Raw genomic sequence first — 19,101 nt, forward strand, 5'->3', positions numbered from 1 at the left:
ATATGGTAGGATGAGAATGAATGATGAACAGAAATAAAGACTGCTATCTGTAACCTGGGTTAGTTTCGCCCGGACATAGATAATCTGTCGTTTACATAATACCTTGTCGCTTCTTTAGTAGATACTAAACACATCAGAAAATATGCTTCAATACATTATCTGGAATGTTGATCCTGAACTCTTCCGTATTGGCTCCTGGCCCGTCAGATGGTATGGCCTGCTGTTCGCTACTGGGTTTCTGATCGGGTTTCAGGTTATGACCTACATTTTCAGAACCGAGAAGAAGCCTCTTTCCGATACGGATTCCTTACTGATAACAATGGTTATCTCGACAATTTTGGGGGCCAGACTAGGACACTTCTTGTTTTATGAACCGTATATGTTCATTGAGGATCCGTTATACATCATAACACCCCCTTTCGGTGGATTGGCCAGCCATGGGGGAATCCTGGGCATCATCATCGGTCTTTGGCTTTATTCCCGTCGCCAGTCAAGTCGAACCAGTGGCCAAACGTTTTTGTGGGTTAGCGATCGGATTTGCATTGTGGGCGCTTTAGCCGGGGCCTTTATCCGCTTTGGCAATCTGATGAACTCCGAAATTCTGGGTAAACCGACCGATGTACCCTGGGCTTTCATCTTCCTGAGAGATCATGAGTTTAGTCAGGTACCGCGCCATCCCACCCAACTCTATGAGTCCCTGTCTTACCTGATTTTAGCGATTGGTCTGTTCTGGTATTGGAAAAATTACCGCAACCGGGCGGCCCCGGGGACTCTATTAGGAATCGCTTTGGTTTGGGTGTTTGGCCTGCGCTTCGTCTGGGAATTTCTAAAAGAAAACCAGGTTACGTTTGAAGACAATATGAGCCTTAACATGGGGCAACTCCTGAGTATACCCGCCATTCTACTCGGGGTAATTTTACTACTCAGAAATTTTATCAGACCTGCTTCTCTTCTTCCGGTTGCCTTGGTGATTCAGGCGTCGAGCCTTTGTTACCAGTGCGAGGAACAATCAGCTTCGCCAGCATTCACCAAAGCTAACTTAGAGGAAACAGCCACGTCATGTACGGATTTAAATGTTTCTGTAGAACCTATGATCGCTCTGAGATCGAGAGTGTACAAAGAAGCTAACGAAAGAAACATTTAATAGTAGATTGCCCCTACACTTTAAAACAGATGGTAAGCCAAGTTATTATGTATCTTGGCTTGCCTGTTTGCTTTGGTTAATTAAAGGCTCTAACAATCAAGTCTTTACAGAAGAGACTTTAGTTTGTAGAAATTGTTTAAACTAAAAGCCGCAATCAACTGATTAACAATTGATCGCGGCTTTATGGTGTGCCGAAGGCGAGACTCGAACTCGCATGTCCGTAAAGACACACGCCCCTGAAACGTGCGTGTCTACCAATTTCACCACTTCGGCAGTACGTTTCCCCGTGTTGGGATTGCAAAGATAGGATGTCAGACGCCTTTTTTGCAAGTACTTTTCTAGAAAATTTATTCGCCTACCGATTAAATAACAGTCGTTCGCCGGGCATATCCGACACAAATTGGCCGTTTGCATACGCTAACTTACCCGATACGATCGTATGCGTCACTGTCGAGCCGAAGCGATGTCCTTCCAGCGGTGACCATCCACATTGATACAGAATCTCTGGTTTTGAGACGGTTGTCGGCTGGTTAGCATCGACCAGGACCAGGTCGGCCCAGTACCCTTCGCGGATATAGCCCCGCCGGTCGATCTGAAAACAGTCAGCCGGGGCATGGCACATTTTCCGGACCACCGTTTCGATCGATAGTTTACCTTGTTTGACAAAATCAAGCATGAGCAGCAACGGATGTTGCACTAAAGGCAATCCCGATGGTGCCTGCCAGTAAGCTTGTTGCTTTTCATCCCAGGTGTGCGGAGCGTGATCGGTAGCGATGATATCCAGCCGGTCGTCCAGCAAAGCGGCCAGTAGCGCTTCTTTATGGTGCGGTGCTTTTATCGCCGGATTGCATTTAATCAGATTCCCCAGGGTTGCGTAATCGCGGCTATCGAACCAGAGGTGGTGTACGCAGACTTCAGCCGTAATTCGCTTTTCGGCCAGCGGCAGCTTATTGTCAAACAGACTCAGCTCGTCGGCAGTCGAAATATGCAGAATGTGTAGCCGGGCGTTGTGCTGACGAGCCAGTTCGACCGCCAGCGACGATGACTTCAGACAGGCTTCTTCGTTCCGGATCAACGGATGCAACTCCGCCGTAGCACTGTCGCCGTACTTCGCTTTGTAGTATTCTGTGTTGGCGCGAACCGTCGCTTCATCCTCGCAGTGAGTGGCAATGAGCATGGGACTTTGCCGGAACAGCCCGTCCAGCACCCGTTCGTTATCGACCAGCATGTTTCCGGTCGAAGAGCCCATAAACACCTTGATGCCGCAAACCGTGGCGGGGTCCGTTCGTAATACCTCGTCGAGGTTATCGTTCGAGGCCCCCATGAAAAACGAGTAATTCGCTGGGGACGTTCGCGCGGCAATGGCATACTTTTGCGCCAGCAGCTCCTGCGTCAGCGCGTTGGGAACGGTGTTAGGCATCTCCATAAAGCTCGTGACCCCACCGGCCACGGCCGCCCGGGACTCCGATCCGATGGTCGCTTTATGGGTCAGGCCTGGCTCGCGAAAATGTACCTGATCGTCGATAACACCGGGCAGCAGGTACTGGCCCTGGGCATCGATAACCAGCTCACCACTGATCTCCGATAGTCCCGACTGAATCTGGGTAATAAAGCCGTCCTCTACTCGTACGTCCGACTCAACAATTCGCCCTTCGTTCACTATCCGAGCGTTGCGTATCAGCAGTTTGCTCATAAGAGTCGGGCGGCTTCTTTAGCGAAATACGTTAAAATGACGTTAGCACCGGCTCGTTTGATCGCCATGAGCGACTCCATCATCGCCCGTTCGCCATCGAGCCATCCTTTTTGCGCGGCTGCTTTGATCATCGCATACTCACCGCTGACATTATAAGCCGCGATGGGCAAATGAAAATTATCGTTGAGCAGCTTGATGATATCCAGATAAGCCATGGCTGGTTTCACCATCAGAAAATCCGCTCCTTCTTCAAAATCGAGCTGCGCTTCGATCAGCGCTTCCCGGCTGTTGGCCGGGTTCATCTGGTAGGTTTTTTTATCGCCGAACTTAGGGGCCGAATCCAGCGCATCGCGGAAGGGTCCGTAGAAGGCACTGGCGTATTTGGCGGCATACGACATGATAGCCACGTCGTGAAAGCCACCTGCATCGAGCACCTGACGCAGATACCCCACCCGGCCGTCCATCATATCGGAAGGGCCAACGATGGTGGCGCCGGCCTGCGCCTGCGCTAGAGCCATTTTTCCCAGCACTTCCAGGGTCGGGTCATTCAGAATCTTCCCATTTTCGACAATGCCATCGTGCCCGTCGGAACTGTAAGGGTCCATAGCTACGTCGGTCATGACGACCACGTCCGGAAATCGGTCTTTAATGGATCGGATGGTTTGCAGATACAGCCCGTCGGGATTGTAGCTCTCCGTAGCGTATTTGTCTTTTTTCGATTCAGGAAGGTTCGGAAATAAATCGAAGGTCTGAATACCCAGGTCTACGCACTCCTGAATCTCGTCCAGTAGCAAATCCTGCGATAAACGGTAAATACCGGGCATCGATGCTACTTCCGAACGGACGTTTTGCCCTTCCATGATGAATACGGGCAGAATAAAATCAGTAACCGACAAACGGGTTTCCTGCACCATGTCGCGAATAACCGCCGATTGACGGTTTCGACGCGGACGACGAATTAAGTTCATAAGCCATTCTGAGTCATCAGGCCCTGGTCATCCTCGTCAGAGCATTTTATTTACAACCGACGACTAGCCGCTAATAACTCTATTTTATACGATTAATTTAAATCCTTCCCCGTGCACATTGACCAGCTGAACCGCCGGGTCTTCTTTAAGGTATTTGCGTAGTTTCGTCACGTACACGTCCATGCTCCGAGCGTTGAAGTACGAGTCGTCGCCCCAAACCATTTTTAAGGCAAAACTACGACTGACGGGCTGATTCAGGTTCTGTGCCAGTAGTTTTAATAACTCCGATTCCTTACTGGTTAGTTTCTGGGCACTACCATTCTGCGTCAATAATTGATGCTGATAATCGAAGGCGAAGCTACCGATCTGATAGGTTGTCGGCTCCGACGAATCGGCCGACCGTTGCGAACGCCGAAGAATCGCCTGTATGCGCAACAGCAGTTCTTCCATGCTGAAGGGTTTGGTCATATAATCGTCGGCTCCGACCTTAAACCCCTGGATGGTGTCTTCCTGCATGGATTTAGCCGTTAGAAAGATGATCGGTACGGCGCGGTTGCCCATGCGGACCTCTTTAGCCAGCGTAAAGCCGTCTTTCTTCGGCATCATCACATCGAAAATGCAAAGGTCGTAGTTCCCGCCCATGAATTTTTGCAGGCCCTGGTTTCCATCCGTCGCGCGGTCGGTAGCGTAGCCTTTCATGGTCAGGTATTCCTGCACCAGTTGCCCCAGATTCGGGTCATCCTCAACTAATAGAATGGTAGGCATGAAAATGAGTGGTCAGTGAACAGTAGCCAGTGGATGGTTAGCAGCCTGTTGGCTACCGAATACCCACCGACTCCTATTGGCTTTCTTGTTTATAGGGTAAAATCACGTCGAATGAACTTCCTTTACCCAGCTGGCTTTCGACCTGAATCTGGCCGTGGTGTTCGTCGACCATTTTCTTCACATAGCTCAGGCCAAGGCCGAATCCTTTTACATCGTGCCGGTTTCCAGTGGGTACTCGATAGAATTTTTCGAAAATACGACTGGTCTGGTCTTTCGTCATACCCAGCCCTTCATCCTGTACAGTAATGCTTACCCCTTCGGGCAGGCTGCGGGTAATGAGCGTGATGTGCGGGCTGTCGGGTGAGTACTTGAGCGCGTTATCCAGCAGGTTATAAACAATATTGGTCAGGTGCACCTCGTCCGCTTCCACTACTTCCTGATCAGCATCGAAATGCAGATCGACTTCGCCCCCACGCTGCTCGATCTGCAGCCCCAGGTTATTCAGAACTTTTTCGATTACGTCGTGTACGTTAACCGGCGAAAAGTTTAGCTTGATCTCCCCCCGGTCGAGCAGGGCCATTTGCAGTACTTTTTCCACGTGCGAACCGAGCCGCCGGGTCTCATCCCGGATAATGCCCATGTAACGCGACAGCCGGAAATCGTGTCCGCTGGCCGGTTCGGCCAGGCCGGTTGTAGTACTGGCCGACAAGGCCTCCGAACGCAGCTGTTCCTGCGCCATCTCGACAGCCAGCGAAATCGTCGAAATCGGCGTCTTGAACTCGTGCGTCATGTTATTGATGAAGTCGTTCTTGATATCAGCCAACTTTTTCTGCCGGACGATAGTACTGATTGCGATATAAAAACAAGCCAGAATGACTAAAATCAGAACGGCCGATGCCGCGAATGTAAAGCCCAGCCGACCAAGAATAAACTGTTGCTGGGTTGGAAAATGAACGTAAACGTAGTTACCGGTTTCGAGCATGTTGTTCGGAAACAAAGCAGCTTTGTACCCGTCAGCGTCGAATGCCTGTGCGCTCATGTCGAGTGACGCAAACAGAAACTGCGGACGATGGTGCGTCCGGACCGCATAGGCAAAAGGAATGTTGATTCCCCGCTCCGTAAGGGCCTGACGCAACAGCGTATCCAATGCCAGCCGGTTGACCCGATCTTCGATGGGCCGGTCGGCCAGGAGCAGCCCTTTCAGCACATCCTTGATCCGGTGTGACTGTTCTTCGGCCCGGTGCTGGCTCATACTGGCTGGCCGGGTAATTGCGCTTGTCTGCGTGGCACTGGCAAGGGTCGATTGTCCGGCTTTTCGTTGCTGAGCCAGGCGGTTGCGCCGTTTTACAGCGCGCTCAATCGAATCCTTCCGGTTGAGCGCGCTGTTGATCTGATTTAGCTCGTTCGCCAGTACGTTTTCTGCCCATCGGTCAAATTGATGCTGTTGCACCAACTGCGTCTGCCAGTCGCCTACGGCCATCAGTTCGGTTTGCTGGCGGTAAAACTCTTCAACGACCGCCATCTGCTCGGGCGATAGCGGGCGTACGATCGGATGCAGAATATCCGACTGAACCACTACCGCAGCGGTAGGGTTTGTCCCCAGCGTAAGTTGCAGGGTAGCCGATTGTGGGTGCAAATCCCGGTTGATTCCTTTGCTTTCGGCAATTACTTCAGGCTTCGGTTTAGCTTTCCGCGCATCCACCGGTTTAGTACTGGCCGGATGGTTCTCTTTTTTAGCAATCGACATCAACTGGCTTTGCTGGTCGCGGGCCTGCACGCGCTGCTTCGTCAGGTAAACGATTTCCTGCCGTTCCAGCGTCCGGACAACTTCCTGCAGGGCATCGGTCACCTTATAAGCGAACTGCTCTTTCTGTAAATTCAGCGCGCTGTTAATCCAGTATAATTGCAGACCGACCAACCCTAAGAGTCCGACGGCCATCAGTATGACTATCCAGCGTATGCGTTGTTTCGACATTTTTTTACTCGCTCATGCAACCCCCGGCTGATTTTATTTATCTATTGAACACTAGCCGGGAGCTCAGTAAAAGTACGAACCCAGCTACCAACTCATTGACCCGTTAACAAACTTTAACAACGCCTGTATCAATTGGTTTGGCAACTTATTGTTCCTTCGTTTCCAATTCTTTCGTGCTATGAAAAAAACAGTTTTTGCAGGATACCGGTTCGCTCTGGCCCTGCTGCTTACCGGTACTGCCTGTGGGGTAACAATGGCCCAGAAATCGGAATCGTCGTCAAAGTCGCAAACGGATGAGGTAAACGTCCGGGTCATCGAACGGACTGGCGACGAGGTTCGGGAAGTCGAGCGCACCTATAAGCTGAATGGAATGAAAGACCCCGACCGAGATAAACTGGTGATGAAACTGGTCGACTCCCTGAAAGCAACCCGAAAAGGCAGTGGACGACGCCAGATGACAATCATTGTCGAAGATAACGATGGCGACCGGACCGTAACCCGTCAGCGAATTACTCCCCGTAAAAAAGGAGCGCCGGCCGATGTGTATGCTCAACGGGGCCGTTTGCAGAAAATCAATCCCGATTTCTGGAATAATCAAACCTGGCAACGTGATTTTCACGGGCAGACGGATTCGATGGTAGATAAATTGAATCAGTTCCGATATCAGTTTCCCAGGGATTTCGATCGGCAGATTGCCCGTCCCTTCGAAGACTGGGCACGGACGATCAGCGGAAAACCTTCCAGTATCCGAAGCTTGGACGCCTTTCCCAATAACCCGGACCGCGATCAGTTGACCGTTCGTTTCACGGCTCCTTCGAAGGGCGACGTAAGCATCGTTGTTACTAATCCAAAGGGTAAAGAAGTAGCCAGACGTGACATCAAGGATTTTTCGGGTGAATTTGTGGGTCAGATTGACCTCGGTAAAAAATCGCAGGGTACTTACTTCATTACCGTTACTCAGAATGAAGATGGTGCCGTAAAACGAATCGTTGTCGACTAACGATCTGCCGATGAGGAATTTAGCACGGACGAATAACTCATCACTGACTTCCTCATCGGCAAACCACAAAAAAAATATTTGAAAAAATATAGTACTATGTATTGCAAGATACCAACTTAAGCATATATCTTTGCAATGTTATTGAACGTAAAGCTTATGAAGACGATCTTAATTCTCGGCATCTTATTGACAGGCATAAGCGGGCAGGCACTGAGTATGGGCCACCCTCACAATATGTTTGCCGCACGTAAGCAACTGCGGGCCAAAGCATCGGCTTGTGTAGTTAAACCCAAACTAACGTCAGCGTCAGCAAACTGGCAGCATGCAGTACAGGTTTCCAAGCCTGGCTTCAGCGAACGGGTACTGGTGGCTTTATCCAGCATACGTCCGGCCCGTCCTTATTAAGAACTTTCGGGAATAATTCCGTATACCCTCGCTCTATTCGCAACAAGAGCTTACAGTTCGGCTTTACAGCTTATTCTTTAAAGAACAGAACCTCTATAGGACACCTCTGAGTGGTATTTTACCCGCTCCCATCTTTCTTCCTCCTGCACGTCCAGTCTGTTCTTTCCTGATACGCTTATAGTTGATGTAGCAAAAAAGCTACATTACTCTTCTACCTGCTTTTTTATCTCTCCCGCAGCATTTGTTAGTGTGCTGTCTATCAATCCATTTCTGCTTTCCTGTAGTTTTAATTTTGTATTAATCCACTGACAAAAACTTTTTAGCTACATTATTTCGTTAAAAATTTAGATAATTCAATGATTCGCTATTGATTTAGACCGGCTTTATCTATTTTTATGGTTTAGCCCAAAATCACTGCTGGTAGCGAACCGTAACCATTACTTACCGAGTGCCCATGCGGAACACCGTCGTACGACCCATTTTGCTTGTCGGACTACTGTTCGTCAGTTTGTTAACTGCGTTCGGCCTGATGAAACCAGGCCGCAACATGTGGGCCCGGCTTTCTCATAAAGCGGCTCATCGGGCAAAAATCAAGCGGGTAGAAGCTCGTCCAGTTGCCATCGAATCTTATAAGTTCGGCCCGGCCGCACAGCCTGTCGAGGTGTTTAACCTGCCCGATAGCGGCCGTCAGTGGGTCGACAGTGTTTTTCAGACACTGACGGCCGAGCAGAAAATCGGCCAGTTCTTTATGGTAGCGACGTTCTCCAATCGCCACGAGAACCATTACCAGTACATCGACCATCTGATTCAGACCAATCACATTGGTGGGCTGATTTTCTTTCAGGGAGGCCCCTATCGGCAGGCCATCCTGACCAACCGGTACCAGGCTGAATCGAAAGTTCCACTGCTAATCGGTATCGACGGCGAATGGGGACTGGGAATGCGCCTGGACAGTGCGATGGATTTCCCGAAGCAAATGGCGCTGGGGGCTATTCGAGACAACGAGGTGATCTATCGAATGGGTGCTGAAATCGGTCGGCAATGTCAGCGACTGGGTATTCACATCAACTTTGCCCCTGTTTCGGATATCAACAGCAACCCCGCCAATCCGGTCATCGGTGTACGGTCCTTCGGCGAATCGAAAGAGAACGTAGCCCTGAAAGCGTCGGCTTATATGCGCGGGCTACAGCAAACACACGTCATCGCCACAGCCAAGCATTTTCCTGGTCACGGCGACACGAATGCCGATTCTCACCATACCCTACCGACCATCAGCCGTTCGTCGGAACAGATGCGCGAAATTGATTTGTATCCGTTTCGGAAACTCATTGCCGACAGCCTGATGGGGGTTGTTACGGGCCACCTGCACGTTCCGGTGATGGATAATACCCCCGCGCTGGCAGCTACTCTTTCCGAAAAAATCGTCACCGAGTTGCTCAAGAAAGAGCTGGGCTTCCGGGGGCTGGTCTTCACCGACGCCCTGAACATGGCCGGTATCAGCCGATCGCCCAAACAGATGGACGTCAACCTACGGGCCCTGATGGCGGGAAACGATATTCTTCTCTACCCGGAAAACGTTCGTGAAGCTACGACCAACATTCTGAATGCCATTCAGCAGGGGACGATATCGCAGGAGTTTATCGACGAAAAAGTCAAGAAAATTCTGCGGGCCAAATACTGGGCAGGCCTAAGCAAATACAAGCCGATCGAGCTCAATGGGCTGGCGGGCGACCTAAACTCAACCGAAGCGAAGTTGCTGAAGCAGGAGCTTTGTGAACAGTCTGTTACGGTAGCCGACAACCAAAATAACCTCCTGCCCTTCAATCGTTTAGATACCCTCCGACTGGCTTCCGTAGCCATCGGAGCCGAGCTGGGCAATGTTTTTCAGAAAACCCTGAATCAATATGCGCCTTTTCAGACCGTTGCGGTGACGGAGAAACCCGCTTCGGAGATCGATGTGGCCAACATTATGGCCCAGGTTGGAGATGCCAACACGGTCGTTGTGAGCTTCCATCGCATGAGCGAGTCGGCCGCCCGGAAATACGGCATTACCAAGCCTTCACTGGATCTGATCAGCCGCATGAAACAGCGAGGGATGAAGGTAATCGTTACGGCTTTCGGGTCGCCATATAGCCTGACTCAGTTTACGAGTGCCGATGCGCTGGTATGCGCCTATCAGGAACTCGACGATATGCAGCGGGTCGTACCACAAATACTGTTCGGCGGCCTGGGTGCTCGCGGCATGCTGCCTATTTCGACGGGTGATCTGAAAGTAGGAACTGGTTTAACCGTCAATCCCGAAGGTCGGCTGTCGGCTGGTGCTCCGGAAAGTGTCGGCATGAAATCGGCGGTTCTGAATCAGATCGACGCGATCGTGCAGGGCGCTGTCAAAAACCACGTAGTGCCCGGTTGTGAGGTTCTGGTGGCGCGCAAAGGCAAGATCGTGTACTCTAAAAACTTCGGGGCCCTGACATACGCACCCGGTGCCGAAAAAGTGACGGACGAAACGCTCTACGACTTGGCTTCGCTGACAAAAGTGCTGGCAACTTTGCAGTCGGTCATGGTGCTCTACGACCGTAAGCAGATCGATCTGATGCAGAAAGCATCGTTCTATCTGCCCGAATTGCGCAATACCAATAAACAGAATATTACGCTTCAGGATCTTCTCTGGCACCAGTCGGGTATGGTTTCGTATTACCCATCGACCTGGGATCGGACCCGGCTACCCGGTGGTGGATTAAAAGCCGAGTATTATTCAGCCACCCACGATAGCCTGCATACGCTTCAGATTGCTCCGACGCTCTGGGGAGTTCCGGCCCTGAAAGATTCTGTCTGGAAATGGGTCGTTCATTCGCCTATGTCGAGGAAGACCGACGAAAGTGGGAAACCGGCTTACGTCTATAGTGATCTGAACTTCCTGACGCTGCAAAAAATTGTCGAGCGCGTGAGCAAAGAGCCTCTGGACAAATTTGTCACAGAGAACGTATATAAGCCGCTTGGTCTTCACCAACTGGGTTTTACCCCTTTGCAACGGCTTCCGCATCCACAATGCGCGCCTACCGAACAGGATACGTATTACCGCAATCAGTTGTTGGTAGGCACGGTACATGACCAGATGGCGGCTGTCCAGGGAGGAGTATCGGGCCATGCCGGTTTGTTTGGAAACGCCCATGACATTGCGACCTTACTGCAAATGAACCTGCAGAAAGGCGTTTACGGCGATCAACGGATTCTGAGCCCAATGACGGTGCCTTATTTTACCCAAACGCTCAGTAATCGTAGTCACCGGTCGCTGGGCTGGGACAAACCCAATCCGGAAAGTACCAGCAGTGTATACATGGCTCAGCAGGCTTCGCCCCGTTCGTTTGGTCACACTGGGTTTACGGGTAATGTCGTTTGGGTAGATCCGGATGAGGAGTTGGTGTTTGTGTTTCTGTCTAATCGCATCTACCCCACCGCGGGTAATAACTCCATCAACACCACAAAGCTTCGCCGACGAATTCATGAGTTGATCTATAGCGCCATTCAACAGTAAGAGTTGTGTTGACAACGGCACTCGTATACTTCAGTAAACTATTGAAAGCCACCACTTAAATGCGGTGGCTTTTTTCTGTTCGGCCAGGCTGGTTTCTTTTTATGCGCAAAAGTCTTTATAACCAGTTAGATAGCTGTTTATCAGCGCTTTATAAGAGAAATAATCATGAATATAGCTTTACCTTATCGTCTGAAGCCTTTCACTTTCTTAAGATGATCTATAAATGAGTTAACTTTAAGCCTGTAATTATTTCATTGCTTAACTATATGAATGGACGTAACTTTTACTCTTTCTTAGTTATCTGGTTAGTTAGTATCAGCCTCAGTACCTACAGTCTGGCGCAGACCATTACAACCGGTTCGTTTACGCCCAACAGCCTCTGCTCGGGGGCAGGAGGAACAGTTACGATCCCCTTTACGATAACTGGTACCTTTTCAACCAGCAATACCTTTGCGGCCGAGCTATCGGATGCGACGGGTACCTTTGCCGCTACTCCGCCGGTCATCGGTACGCTTAAAAGCGCCGTTGCCGGTTCAATCAGCGCTACTGTTCTAGCCGCCATACCCGTGGGCACCTACAAGATTCGGGTCGTTTCGGATAATCCCGCCAAAGTCGGTAGTACCAGTGCAGCGACGCTGACAATTAGCGCAGCTACCCCTCCCTCCGTAACCACTCCGTCGCCTTATTGCCAGAATGATGTGGCCTCAGCTTTAATAGCGACAGCTTCAACAGGCGGTACGCTTAATTGGTATGGCCTTAACCAAACCGGCGGAACAGCCTCTCCTACAGCTCCGACGCCAAGCACTAGCCAGGCAGGTGTATTTACGTACTATGTGAGCCAGACAATAAACAATTGTGAGAGTTCAAGAGCTTCTATTCCGGTAACCGTTAACTCAAAGCCAGGCTCACCAGGTGTGTCCTCTTTAACGCTCTGTCAAAATAGTACATCCGGTCCCTTATCAGCTACTCCTGCACCCGGAGCCGTACTCAACTGGTACGGCACCAGCGCAACCGGTGGTACGCCTTCAGCGACGGCTCCAACGCCTGTAGCAACTACCCCTGGAACAACCCTGTATTATGTCAGTCAGTCTGTAAACGGCTGCGAAGGCCCACGGACCAGCATAGCAGTAACGGTAACGAGCCTCCCGGCCGCCCCTGTTGGCAACACACCCGCTCCATATTGTCAGGGGACAGGAGCAGCTGCCCTTTCAGCTACCGGAACCGGACTTCTCTGGTATGGTCCTAATGCAACGGGCGGAACCCCTTCATCCGCTCCAACGGTGCCTGGTACAGGAGCAGCAGGTACGACAACCTATTATGTTACGCAAACGGTAAATGGTTGTGAAAGTCCCCGAGCCGCTATTGCTGTAACAGTAAAGCCAAAGCCCAGCGTACCGGGTACGGCAGGAGTTGAGTTTTGTCAGGGCGCAACGCCCCCCACTCTGACCGCTAGTGTGGTAGCCAGTGCAACACCGAACTGGTACGGGACGAATGCAACAGGCGGAACAGCTTCCGCTACAGCGCCTACCCCGTCCAATGCCACCGCCGGAACAACGCTGTATTACGTCAGCCAAATCTTAGACGGTTGCGAAAGCGATCGGGCTAGCCTAAGTGTACGCGTAAAAGCACTTCCAGCCGCTCCGGGCGTAACCGCCATTAGTTTTTGTAATAACGGTCCATCGGCACAACTCACAGCCAACGGTTCGGGCCTGAAGTGGTACGATGCGTCGGACAACCTGTTGAGTGGTACGCCAACCCCAAACACTGGTACAGTTGGTGATCAAATCTTCAAAGTGTCTCAAACCGTCGAAAGCTGTGAAGGAGCTAAAGCGACACTGACTGTCACCATTAAACCGCTGCCCGCTGCTCCTGTAGGCATTACACCTGCTCCATACTGTCAGGGAACAGGCGCAACTTCACTTTCAGCGACTGGGACGGGGCTACTCTGGTATGGCCCCAATGCGACAGGCGGTACATCTTCGCCTACGCCTACGATACCCAGCACGAGTACTCCCGGCACAATCAACTATTATGTTACGCAGACCGTCAACGGCTGTGAGAGTGCACGTATCGGAATTGCCGTAACGGTTAAGCCAACACCGGGTGCTCCAAGTGTGTCGGCCGTTGAATTTTGTCAGGGATCGAATCCACCTGTTTTAGCGGCTACTTTAGTTTCTGGTGCTACGCCTAACTGGTACGGTACTAGCCAAACGGGTGGAACAGCCTCTGCTACGGCCCCGATACCTTCCAACACTACTCCGGGAACAACGCTGTATTACGTCAGCCAGACACTGAATGGATGCGAGGGCGGGCGGACTAGCCTAAGCGTACGGGTGAAAGCACTCCCTTCAGCACCGGGTGTAGCGGCCATAGGTTTCTGTAATAATGGACCTTCTTCTCCATTGACAGCAAACGGTCAAAATATAAAGTGGTATGATGCGTCGGACAATCTGCTCGGTGGCGCTCCAACGCCTGGTACCGGAGCGGTAGGTGATCAGATTTTCAAAGTGTCGCAAACCGTCGAAAGTTGCGAAGGGCCTAGAGCTACCCTGACGGTTACGATCAAGCCGCTGCCGCAACCACCGGGAGTAACGAACCTGAATTACTGTCTGCCTACGACAGATCAGCCAGCACAGAATGTGCAGCCTTTGACTGCCTTTGGAACCGAACTGAAATGGTACCGAACAGATGGTAGTTACACAACGGTTGCGCCAACGCCTTCGATCAATTCGGTTGGTGTCCAGTCTTATACCGTCAGCCAGACATACAACGGCTGTGAAGGGGGAAAAAACACTCTTCTTGTAACCGTAGGGACAACCGCTTCACCCACAGTTGCTAAAACACTCGTTACGTATTGTATCAACGACAAGGCCGTTCCGCTGGAAGCCACGGCTGAAACCGGTGGTAGCCTGCGCTGGGTCGACCCTTATAACAACGTGACGAATCAGGCCCCGACCCCTTATACCCTGAATACGAGCATTAAGCCGGATGGCGATCCGTTCTACGTGTATCAGGTTGGTCAGAATGGTTGCTACAGTGAGCGGGCTATCATCAAAGTACTTGTCAATGCGCTGCCAACGCTGTCGCTGATTCCGGCTACCACAAACGTCAATCTGGGGCAACGGGTACCTATGCAACTGAAGTTTACCAGTTCGGCTCCTTACAGCTATACACTCACGGGTGGGTACGCTGGGGTAGTCAACCGGCCAGATACGACTATCTCGATACTTCCTCGCGCTACGACGACCTATCAGGTAATCAGCGTCAAAAATAGTTGCGGTGTCGGCCTGCCAGGCAATCCGGCCACGGCAACGATTACCGTACGGGTTCCAACCGTTACGACCAGCGCGCTGACCTCATCGACTTTATGCGCCGGAACATCGATTAGTGTTCCTTTCACAACCACCGGCGAATTCAATCAGGGAAATTTATTCAGCATCGAGCTGGTCAGCACGGCTGACACGACTAAGAAATACGCCGTTTCGGCAACCGCTACGGCCTCGCCTGTGACGGCTCCGTTGCCGATGACACTGGTAGGCGGTCAATATTACGTCCGTGTGAAAGCCGATAACCCAGAAATTGCGATTACGGGCAGTAACAGTCCGAGCGTGCTTACAGTGCGTCCGCAGCCTTCGGCTAGCCTGACAGGGAACCAGAATATTTATGTGGGCTATCCAGCCAATCTGACGCTCACGCTTGGGGGCGACAGCCCATGGACTGTAGTTTACGCCGACAGCGTACGTAGTTATTCGGCCACCGTAACGGCCAGTCCGTATTTAGCCGAAGTGCGCCCCACTCGGACTACGACGTATCAGCTGGTTAGCGTTAGCAACGGCTGCGGTACCGTTCCGGGGTCGGGCTCGGCAACGGTTACGGTCGTACCGCTACTTGCGGTAGACGATCCACTCGACCTATTGGTAAAAACGTATCCCGTTCCAGCCACCTCGCTGCTGACCATTGAGCTCGATCTGCCGCTTTCCCGCACTCCAGCAATTCTGTCTTTGACAGACATGAGTGGCCGACCGATAATGTCGGCGACAACACGCAACAAAACGTATGAACTGGATGTGGCTGCCCAACCGAATGGCCTTTACTTACTACGCATTCAGGTGGGCGACCGACAGACAGTCCGTAAAATACTCAAACAATAAAACCGGCCGTACCCCGATGGTACTTTTACCCATCGAGGTACGACTGCTGATCTATGCCTGACGAATATTTTATGGATATTGCGCTCGGTTTGGCAGAGGAAGCGGGTGATGATGGCGAGATACCGGTTGGGGCTGTCGTGGTCTGTCGGAACCGGCTCATTGCAAAAGCCCGCAACCAAACCGAGCAACTAACCGACGTAACAGCTCACGCGGAGTTGATGGCCATTACGGCCGCCAGTGAGTACCTTGGTGGTAAGTATTTAACGGACTGCACCATGTATGTCACTCTGGAACCCTGCGTCATGTGCGCAGGTGCGTTGTTCTGGGCGCAACTCGGTCGGCTGGTTATTGGTGCCAGTGACCCGAAACGCGGGTATAGCCGCGTTCAACCAGCCATTTTGCATCCAAAAACCCGACTGGAAACAGGCGTTCTTGCTGAAGACAGTGAACTGCTGCTGACGAAGTTTTTTAAGCGCTTAAGAACATAATTTCCTGTCGCCTTGTTAACCCAAGCGAATAATCATTCATTTTAACAAAACAATAAGATGGCTTTTGTATTAGACCCTCTTCCCTATCCAAGCGATTCACTTGAGCCGAATATCGACAAGCAGACGATGGAAATTCACCACGGTAAGCACCACAACGCTTACGTGACAAACCTGAACAACGCCATTGCGGGAACCGACCTGGAGAATAAATCCATTGAAGACCTGCTGGCCGGCGTAAGCCAGGCTCCAATAGCTGTTCGCAATAACGGAGGTGGTCATTATAATCACACCTTATTCTGGAACACAATTTCGGGTAGTGGTGGTGGCCAGCCTACGGGCGCTTTGGCAGATGCCATCAACCAGAAGTTCGGTTCTTTTGATGCGTTCAAAGAAGAATTCACTAAAGCAGCCACGACTCGATTTGGTTCGGGTTGGGCCTGGTTGATTTTAAGCCCCGACGGTGAGCTAGCCATTACGTCTTCACCGAATCAGGACAATCCACTTATGGATATCGCCGAAGTGAAAGGCTTTCCAATCATCGGTCTCGACGTCTGGGAACATGCCTATTACCTGAAATACCAAAACCGTCGCCCCGACTATATTGCTGCCTATTTTAACGTCGTCGACTGGAATGCAGCTGAAAAGCGGTACCAGCAGGCTAAACAAGCCTAGTCTCGTAAGATTGATAGTGTACAGTGAATAATAAATCTTTTGGCCTATTGTTCATTGTACATTATCAATAAATGCTTACTTTTGCCATCCTAAAACGGTGATTGTAGCTCAGTCGGTTAGAGCGTCGGATTGTGGTTCCGAAGGTCGCGGGTTCGAGCCCCGTCTTTCACCCAGAGAAAAGCCCTGCTAAGTCAGGGCTTTTTTATTTTATACGCTTCTGATTTCCTCCTTAATTAGTTACCAAGCTAGTTTGAATAGCTCATATTTCTTGTTGATGATTTTATAGAAAAGCTTAAACAAAATTTCAAATTTCCGGTTCTTCATATATCAATTCTCCCTAGCCTATAACCCTGCCTGAGTTCGGAGAATTGTCTGTCAGACCGCTGGCAGTCAGGCTCTGAAATGTATTGATTATTTGCAGCAACCGTTTTTATGAGTAGTTATTCGATCAAAGACCTGGAACAGCTTTCGGGTATTAAGGCGCATACCTTACGAATATGGGAACAACGCTACGACATTATTGCTCCCAGGCGTACGGACACAAACATTCGCACGTATGATGATCATGATCTGAAGCTCGTGCTAAATATTTCATTGCTCAAAGACCACGGGTATAAAATTTCGGAAATAGCCCGATTGACCCCGGAGGATATGAGCGAAGAGGTATTGAAAATTTCTGCCAAGCCACTCAATTATACCGATCAGATTCAGGCATTAACACTTGCTATGATCGATATGAATGAAGAGCGCTTTGAGCAGATTGTCAGCACCAACGTGGCTCAGTTCGGCTTCGAAACAACGATCGTTAGCATCATTTATCCGTTCCTGAGCCGTATTGGCGTATTATGGCTGACAGGATCGATCGGATCGGCGCAGGAGCATTTTATTACCAATCTAATTCGGCAGAAGCTGATCTCGGCCATCGATAGTCAGGCCGCCAAGCCAGGGCCAAACAGCAAGACATTCGTACTGTTCTTACCCGAAGGAGAGTTTCATGAAATCAATTTGCTATTTGCCCATTTTGTGCTGCGGGCGCGATCAAACAAGGTTATTTATCTAGGTCAGAGCCTGCCTTTCGATGAGCTGGTATTCGTTTACAAAAAATGTCGGCCAGACTACATTTTTACTGCCTTGACGACTGTTCCGGCCAATCATGAAGTGCAGCCGTATGTCAATCGGCTGGCAAAGACTTTTCCGGAAGCACACCTACTGCTGACGGGTTATCAGGTAATCGGACAGGACATTATTATTCCGGATAACGCCATGATTATCAATCAGATTAGCGATCTGATACAGGTAGCGAGCCGGTAATTCTGGCCATCAGTGCATGTGTTGCGCAAACGCCAGGGCTCGCCGTTCGGCATACGTATGTATATCCCCTGCTTTTTGAAAGCCTACATGACCACCATTGCGGGGCGTTTCCAGAAAAACGTACGGGTGTTTTTCTGCCATCCATTCCGGCGAACATTCGGGCGATAGCAGCGGATCGTTCTGAGCATTCAGCAACAGCGTCGGTACGGCAGTATCGGCCATAAAGTTGACAGCTGAGGCCTGGGTATAAAAGTCGTCGGCGTTACGGTAACTGTTGACTGGAGCGGAGAAAAATTCGTCAAAATCCCGCCACTGTTTTACCTCCTGCAATCGGGTCATATCCAATCGGCCGGGAAACCGCTCGGCTTTCTGGTTCAGCTTAACGACCAGTTTTTTCATAAATCGGTCGCGATAAAAACGGTTCGATGGCCAGTCCAGCAGCCTGGCACTAGCTCCCAAGTCCGTCGGGGAAGAAATGGCAATACCGCTTTTAATCACGTCAGGAATCGATTTTCCATGAACACCGAGGTATTTAAGGGTAATGTTACCGCCCATGCTGTAACCGACCAGGACAACTTCATGATAATCCTTTGTTTGTAACGCATGCTGAATGACTTCACCCAAATCGCCTATTTCCCCGTGGTTATACAGCCGGAATGCCTGGTTCATTTCGCCACTGCATGAGCGGCAATTCCAGGCCAGTACATCGTATTCATGTTGAGCAAACAGTTTAGCCGTTCCACGGATATACTGCCGATTACTATCGCCTTCGAGGCCATGCGTCAGTATTACCAGGCGGCTTCGCCCAGCTTCGATCCAGTCCAGATCAATAAAATCACCGTCCGAAAGCGTCAAGCGCTCTCGTTCGTAGGTTACGCCAACGACTTTACGGATCAGGCTGGGAATAATTGTTTGCAGATGTCCGTTGAACTGGTAAGTTGGTGGACCTGAATAAGCAGAACGAATGAGCGGCATATTAATCAAACAACGGATA

At 50.6% G+C, this 19,101-nt stretch carries 13 protein-coding genes and 2 tRNA genes; 9 read left to right on the plus strand and 6 right to left on the minus strand.

The annotated features are described in order from the left end of the window. The first annotated feature begins 142 nt into the window (after window positions 1-142). The gene (lgt, locus tag ACYVC2_RS27320) at window positions 143-1,144 is read left to right on the plus strand and encodes a prolipoprotein diacylglyceryl transferase (protein WP_461107927.1); all 1,002 of its coding nucleotides are present in this window, start codon (window positions 143-145) and stop codon (window positions 1,142-1,144) included. Between the two features lie 189 nt (window positions 1,145-1,333). Here lgt and ACYVC2_RS27325 read toward each other — a convergent pair. From ACYVC2_RS27325 to ACYVC2_RS27345, 5 genes are all read right to left on the minus strand, one after another. Beyond that, window positions 1,334-1,417: transfer RNA gene (locus ACYVC2_RS27325), tRNA-Leu, on the minus strand. An 82-nt stretch (window positions 1,418-1,499) separates the two neighbouring features. Then, on the minus strand, window positions 1,500-2,837 hold the full coding sequence (locus tag ACYVC2_RS27330) for a dihydroorotase (protein ID WP_461107929.1): 1,338 nt from the start codon (window positions 2,835-2,837) through the stop codon (window positions 1,500-1,502). Then, window positions 2,834-3,805, minus strand: a complete 972-nt coding sequence (gene hemB, locus ACYVC2_RS27335) for a porphobilinogen synthase (RefSeq protein WP_461107932.1) — start codon at window positions 3,803-3,805, stop codon at window positions 2,834-2,836. The genes ACYVC2_RS27330 and hemB overlap by 4 nt, the downstream gene beginning before the upstream one ends. Before the next feature lie 84 nt (window positions 3,806-3,889). Next, entirely contained in the window at window positions 3,890-4,570 is a 681-nt protein-coding gene (locus ACYVC2_RS27340) for a response regulator transcription factor (protein WP_461107934.1), read from the minus strand. A 73-nt stretch (window positions 4,571-4,643) separates the two neighbouring features. After that, window positions 4,644-6,545, minus strand: coding sequence for a sensor histidine kinase (locus ACYVC2_RS27345; protein WP_461107936.1), 1,902 nt, complete (start codon window positions 6,543-6,545; stop codon window positions 4,644-4,646). 178 nt (window positions 6,546-6,723) lie between these two features. On the opposite strand from ACYVC2_RS27345, the gene ACYVC2_RS27350 reads away from it, so the two are divergent. The 8 genes from ACYVC2_RS27350 to ACYVC2_RS27385 all read left to right on the plus strand — a co-directional run bounded on the left by ACYVC2_RS27350 (window position 6,724) and on the right by ACYVC2_RS27385 (window position 18,107). Continuing rightward, window positions 6,724-7,545, plus strand: a complete 822-nt coding sequence (locus tag ACYVC2_RS27350) for a T9SS type A sorting domain-containing protein (protein WP_461107938.1) — start codon at window positions 6,724-6,726, stop codon at window positions 7,543-7,545. Between the two features lie 156 nt (window positions 7,546-7,701). Beyond that, window positions 7,702-7,950, plus strand: coding sequence for a hypothetical protein (locus tag ACYVC2_RS27355; protein ID WP_461107940.1), 249 nt, complete (start codon window positions 7,702-7,704; stop codon window positions 7,948-7,950). A 454-nt stretch (window positions 7,951-8,404) separates the two neighbouring features. Beyond that, on the plus strand, window positions 8,405-11,485 hold the full coding sequence (locus tag ACYVC2_RS27360; protein WP_461107942.1) for a glycoside hydrolase family 3 N-terminal domain-containing protein: 3,081 nt from the start codon (window positions 8,405-8,407) through the stop codon (window positions 11,483-11,485). Window positions 11,486-11,751: 266 nt separating this feature from the next. Next, window positions 11,752-15,636, plus strand: coding sequence for an Ig-like domain-containing protein (locus tag ACYVC2_RS27365; RefSeq protein WP_461107944.1), 3,885 nt, complete (start codon window positions 11,752-11,754; stop codon window positions 15,634-15,636). 53 nt (window positions 15,637-15,689) lie between these two features. Further along, window positions 15,690-16,124, plus strand: coding sequence for a nucleoside deaminase (locus tag ACYVC2_RS27370; RefSeq protein WP_461107946.1), 435 nt, complete (start codon window positions 15,690-15,692; stop codon window positions 16,122-16,124). A 57-nt stretch (window positions 16,125-16,181) separates the two neighbouring features. After that, window positions 16,182-16,796, plus strand: coding sequence for a superoxide dismutase (locus ACYVC2_RS27375; protein WP_461107948.1), 615 nt, complete (start codon window positions 16,182-16,184; stop codon window positions 16,794-16,796). A 96-nt stretch (window positions 16,797-16,892) separates the two neighbouring features. Then, window positions 16,893-16,968 (plus strand) — tRNA-His (locus ACYVC2_RS27380). Between the two features lie 260 nt (window positions 16,969-17,228). Next, window positions 17,229-18,107, plus strand: coding sequence for a MerR family transcriptional regulator (locus tag ACYVC2_RS27385; RefSeq protein WP_461107950.1), 879 nt, complete (start codon window positions 17,229-17,231; stop codon window positions 18,105-18,107). A 9-nt stretch (window positions 18,108-18,116) separates the two neighbouring features. Here the strand turns inward: ACYVC2_RS27385 and ACYVC2_RS27390 are convergent, their stop codons facing one another. Beyond that, window positions 18,117-19,082, minus strand: coding sequence for a YheT family hydrolase (locus tag ACYVC2_RS27390; RefSeq protein ID WP_461107952.1), 966 nt, complete (start codon window positions 19,080-19,082; stop codon window positions 18,117-18,119). Window positions 19,083-19,101 lie beyond the last annotated feature (19 nt).

This window comes from Spirosoma koreense (genome assembly GCF_054777875.1).

Bases quoted from the DNA above. Each gene is read 5' to 3' on its own strand.
- lgt (WP_461107927.1), top strand. From the start codon at position 143: ATGCTTCAATACATTATCTGGAATGTTGATCCTGAACTCTTCCGTATT.
- ACYVC2_RS27330 (WP_461107929.1), bottom strand. From the start codon at position 2,837: ATGAGCAAACTGCTGATACGCAACGCTCGGATAGTGAACGAAGGGCGA.
- hemB (WP_461107932.1), bottom strand. From the start codon at position 3,805: ATGAACTTAATTCGTCGTCCGCGTCGAAACCGTCAATCGGCGGTTATT.
- ACYVC2_RS27340 (WP_461107934.1), bottom strand. From the start codon at position 4,570: ATGCCTACCATTCTATTAGTTGAGGATGACCCGAATCTGGGGCAACTG.
- ACYVC2_RS27345 (WP_461107936.1), bottom strand. From the start codon at position 6,545: ATGTCGAAACAACGCATACGCTGGATAGTCATACTGATGGCCGTCGGA.
- ACYVC2_RS27350 (WP_461107938.1), top strand. From the start codon at position 6,724: ATGAAAAAAACAGTTTTTGCAGGATACCGGTTCGCTCTGGCCCTGCTG.
- ACYVC2_RS27355 (WP_461107940.1), top strand. From the start codon at position 7,702: ATGAAGACGATCTTAATTCTCGGCATCTTATTGACAGGCATAAGCGGG.
- ACYVC2_RS27360 (WP_461107942.1), top strand. From the start codon at position 8,405: ATGCGGAACACCGTCGTACGACCCATTTTGCTTGTCGGACTACTGTTC.
- ACYVC2_RS27365 (WP_461107944.1), top strand. From the start codon at position 11,752: ATGAATGGACGTAACTTTTACTCTTTCTTAGTTATCTGGTTAGTTAGT.
- ACYVC2_RS27370 (WP_461107946.1), top strand. From the start codon at position 15,690: ATGCCTGACGAATATTTTATGGATATTGCGCTCGGTTTGGCAGAGGAA.
- ACYVC2_RS27375 (WP_461107948.1), top strand. From the start codon at position 16,182: ATGGCTTTTGTATTAGACCCTCTTCCCTATCCAAGCGATTCACTTGAG.
- ACYVC2_RS27385 (WP_461107950.1), top strand. From the start codon at position 17,229: ATGAGTAGTTATTCGATCAAAGACCTGGAACAGCTTTCGGGTATTAAG.
- ACYVC2_RS27390 (WP_461107952.1), bottom strand. From the start codon at position 19,082: ATGCCGCTCATTCGTTCTGCTTATTCAGGTCCACCAACTTACCAGTTC.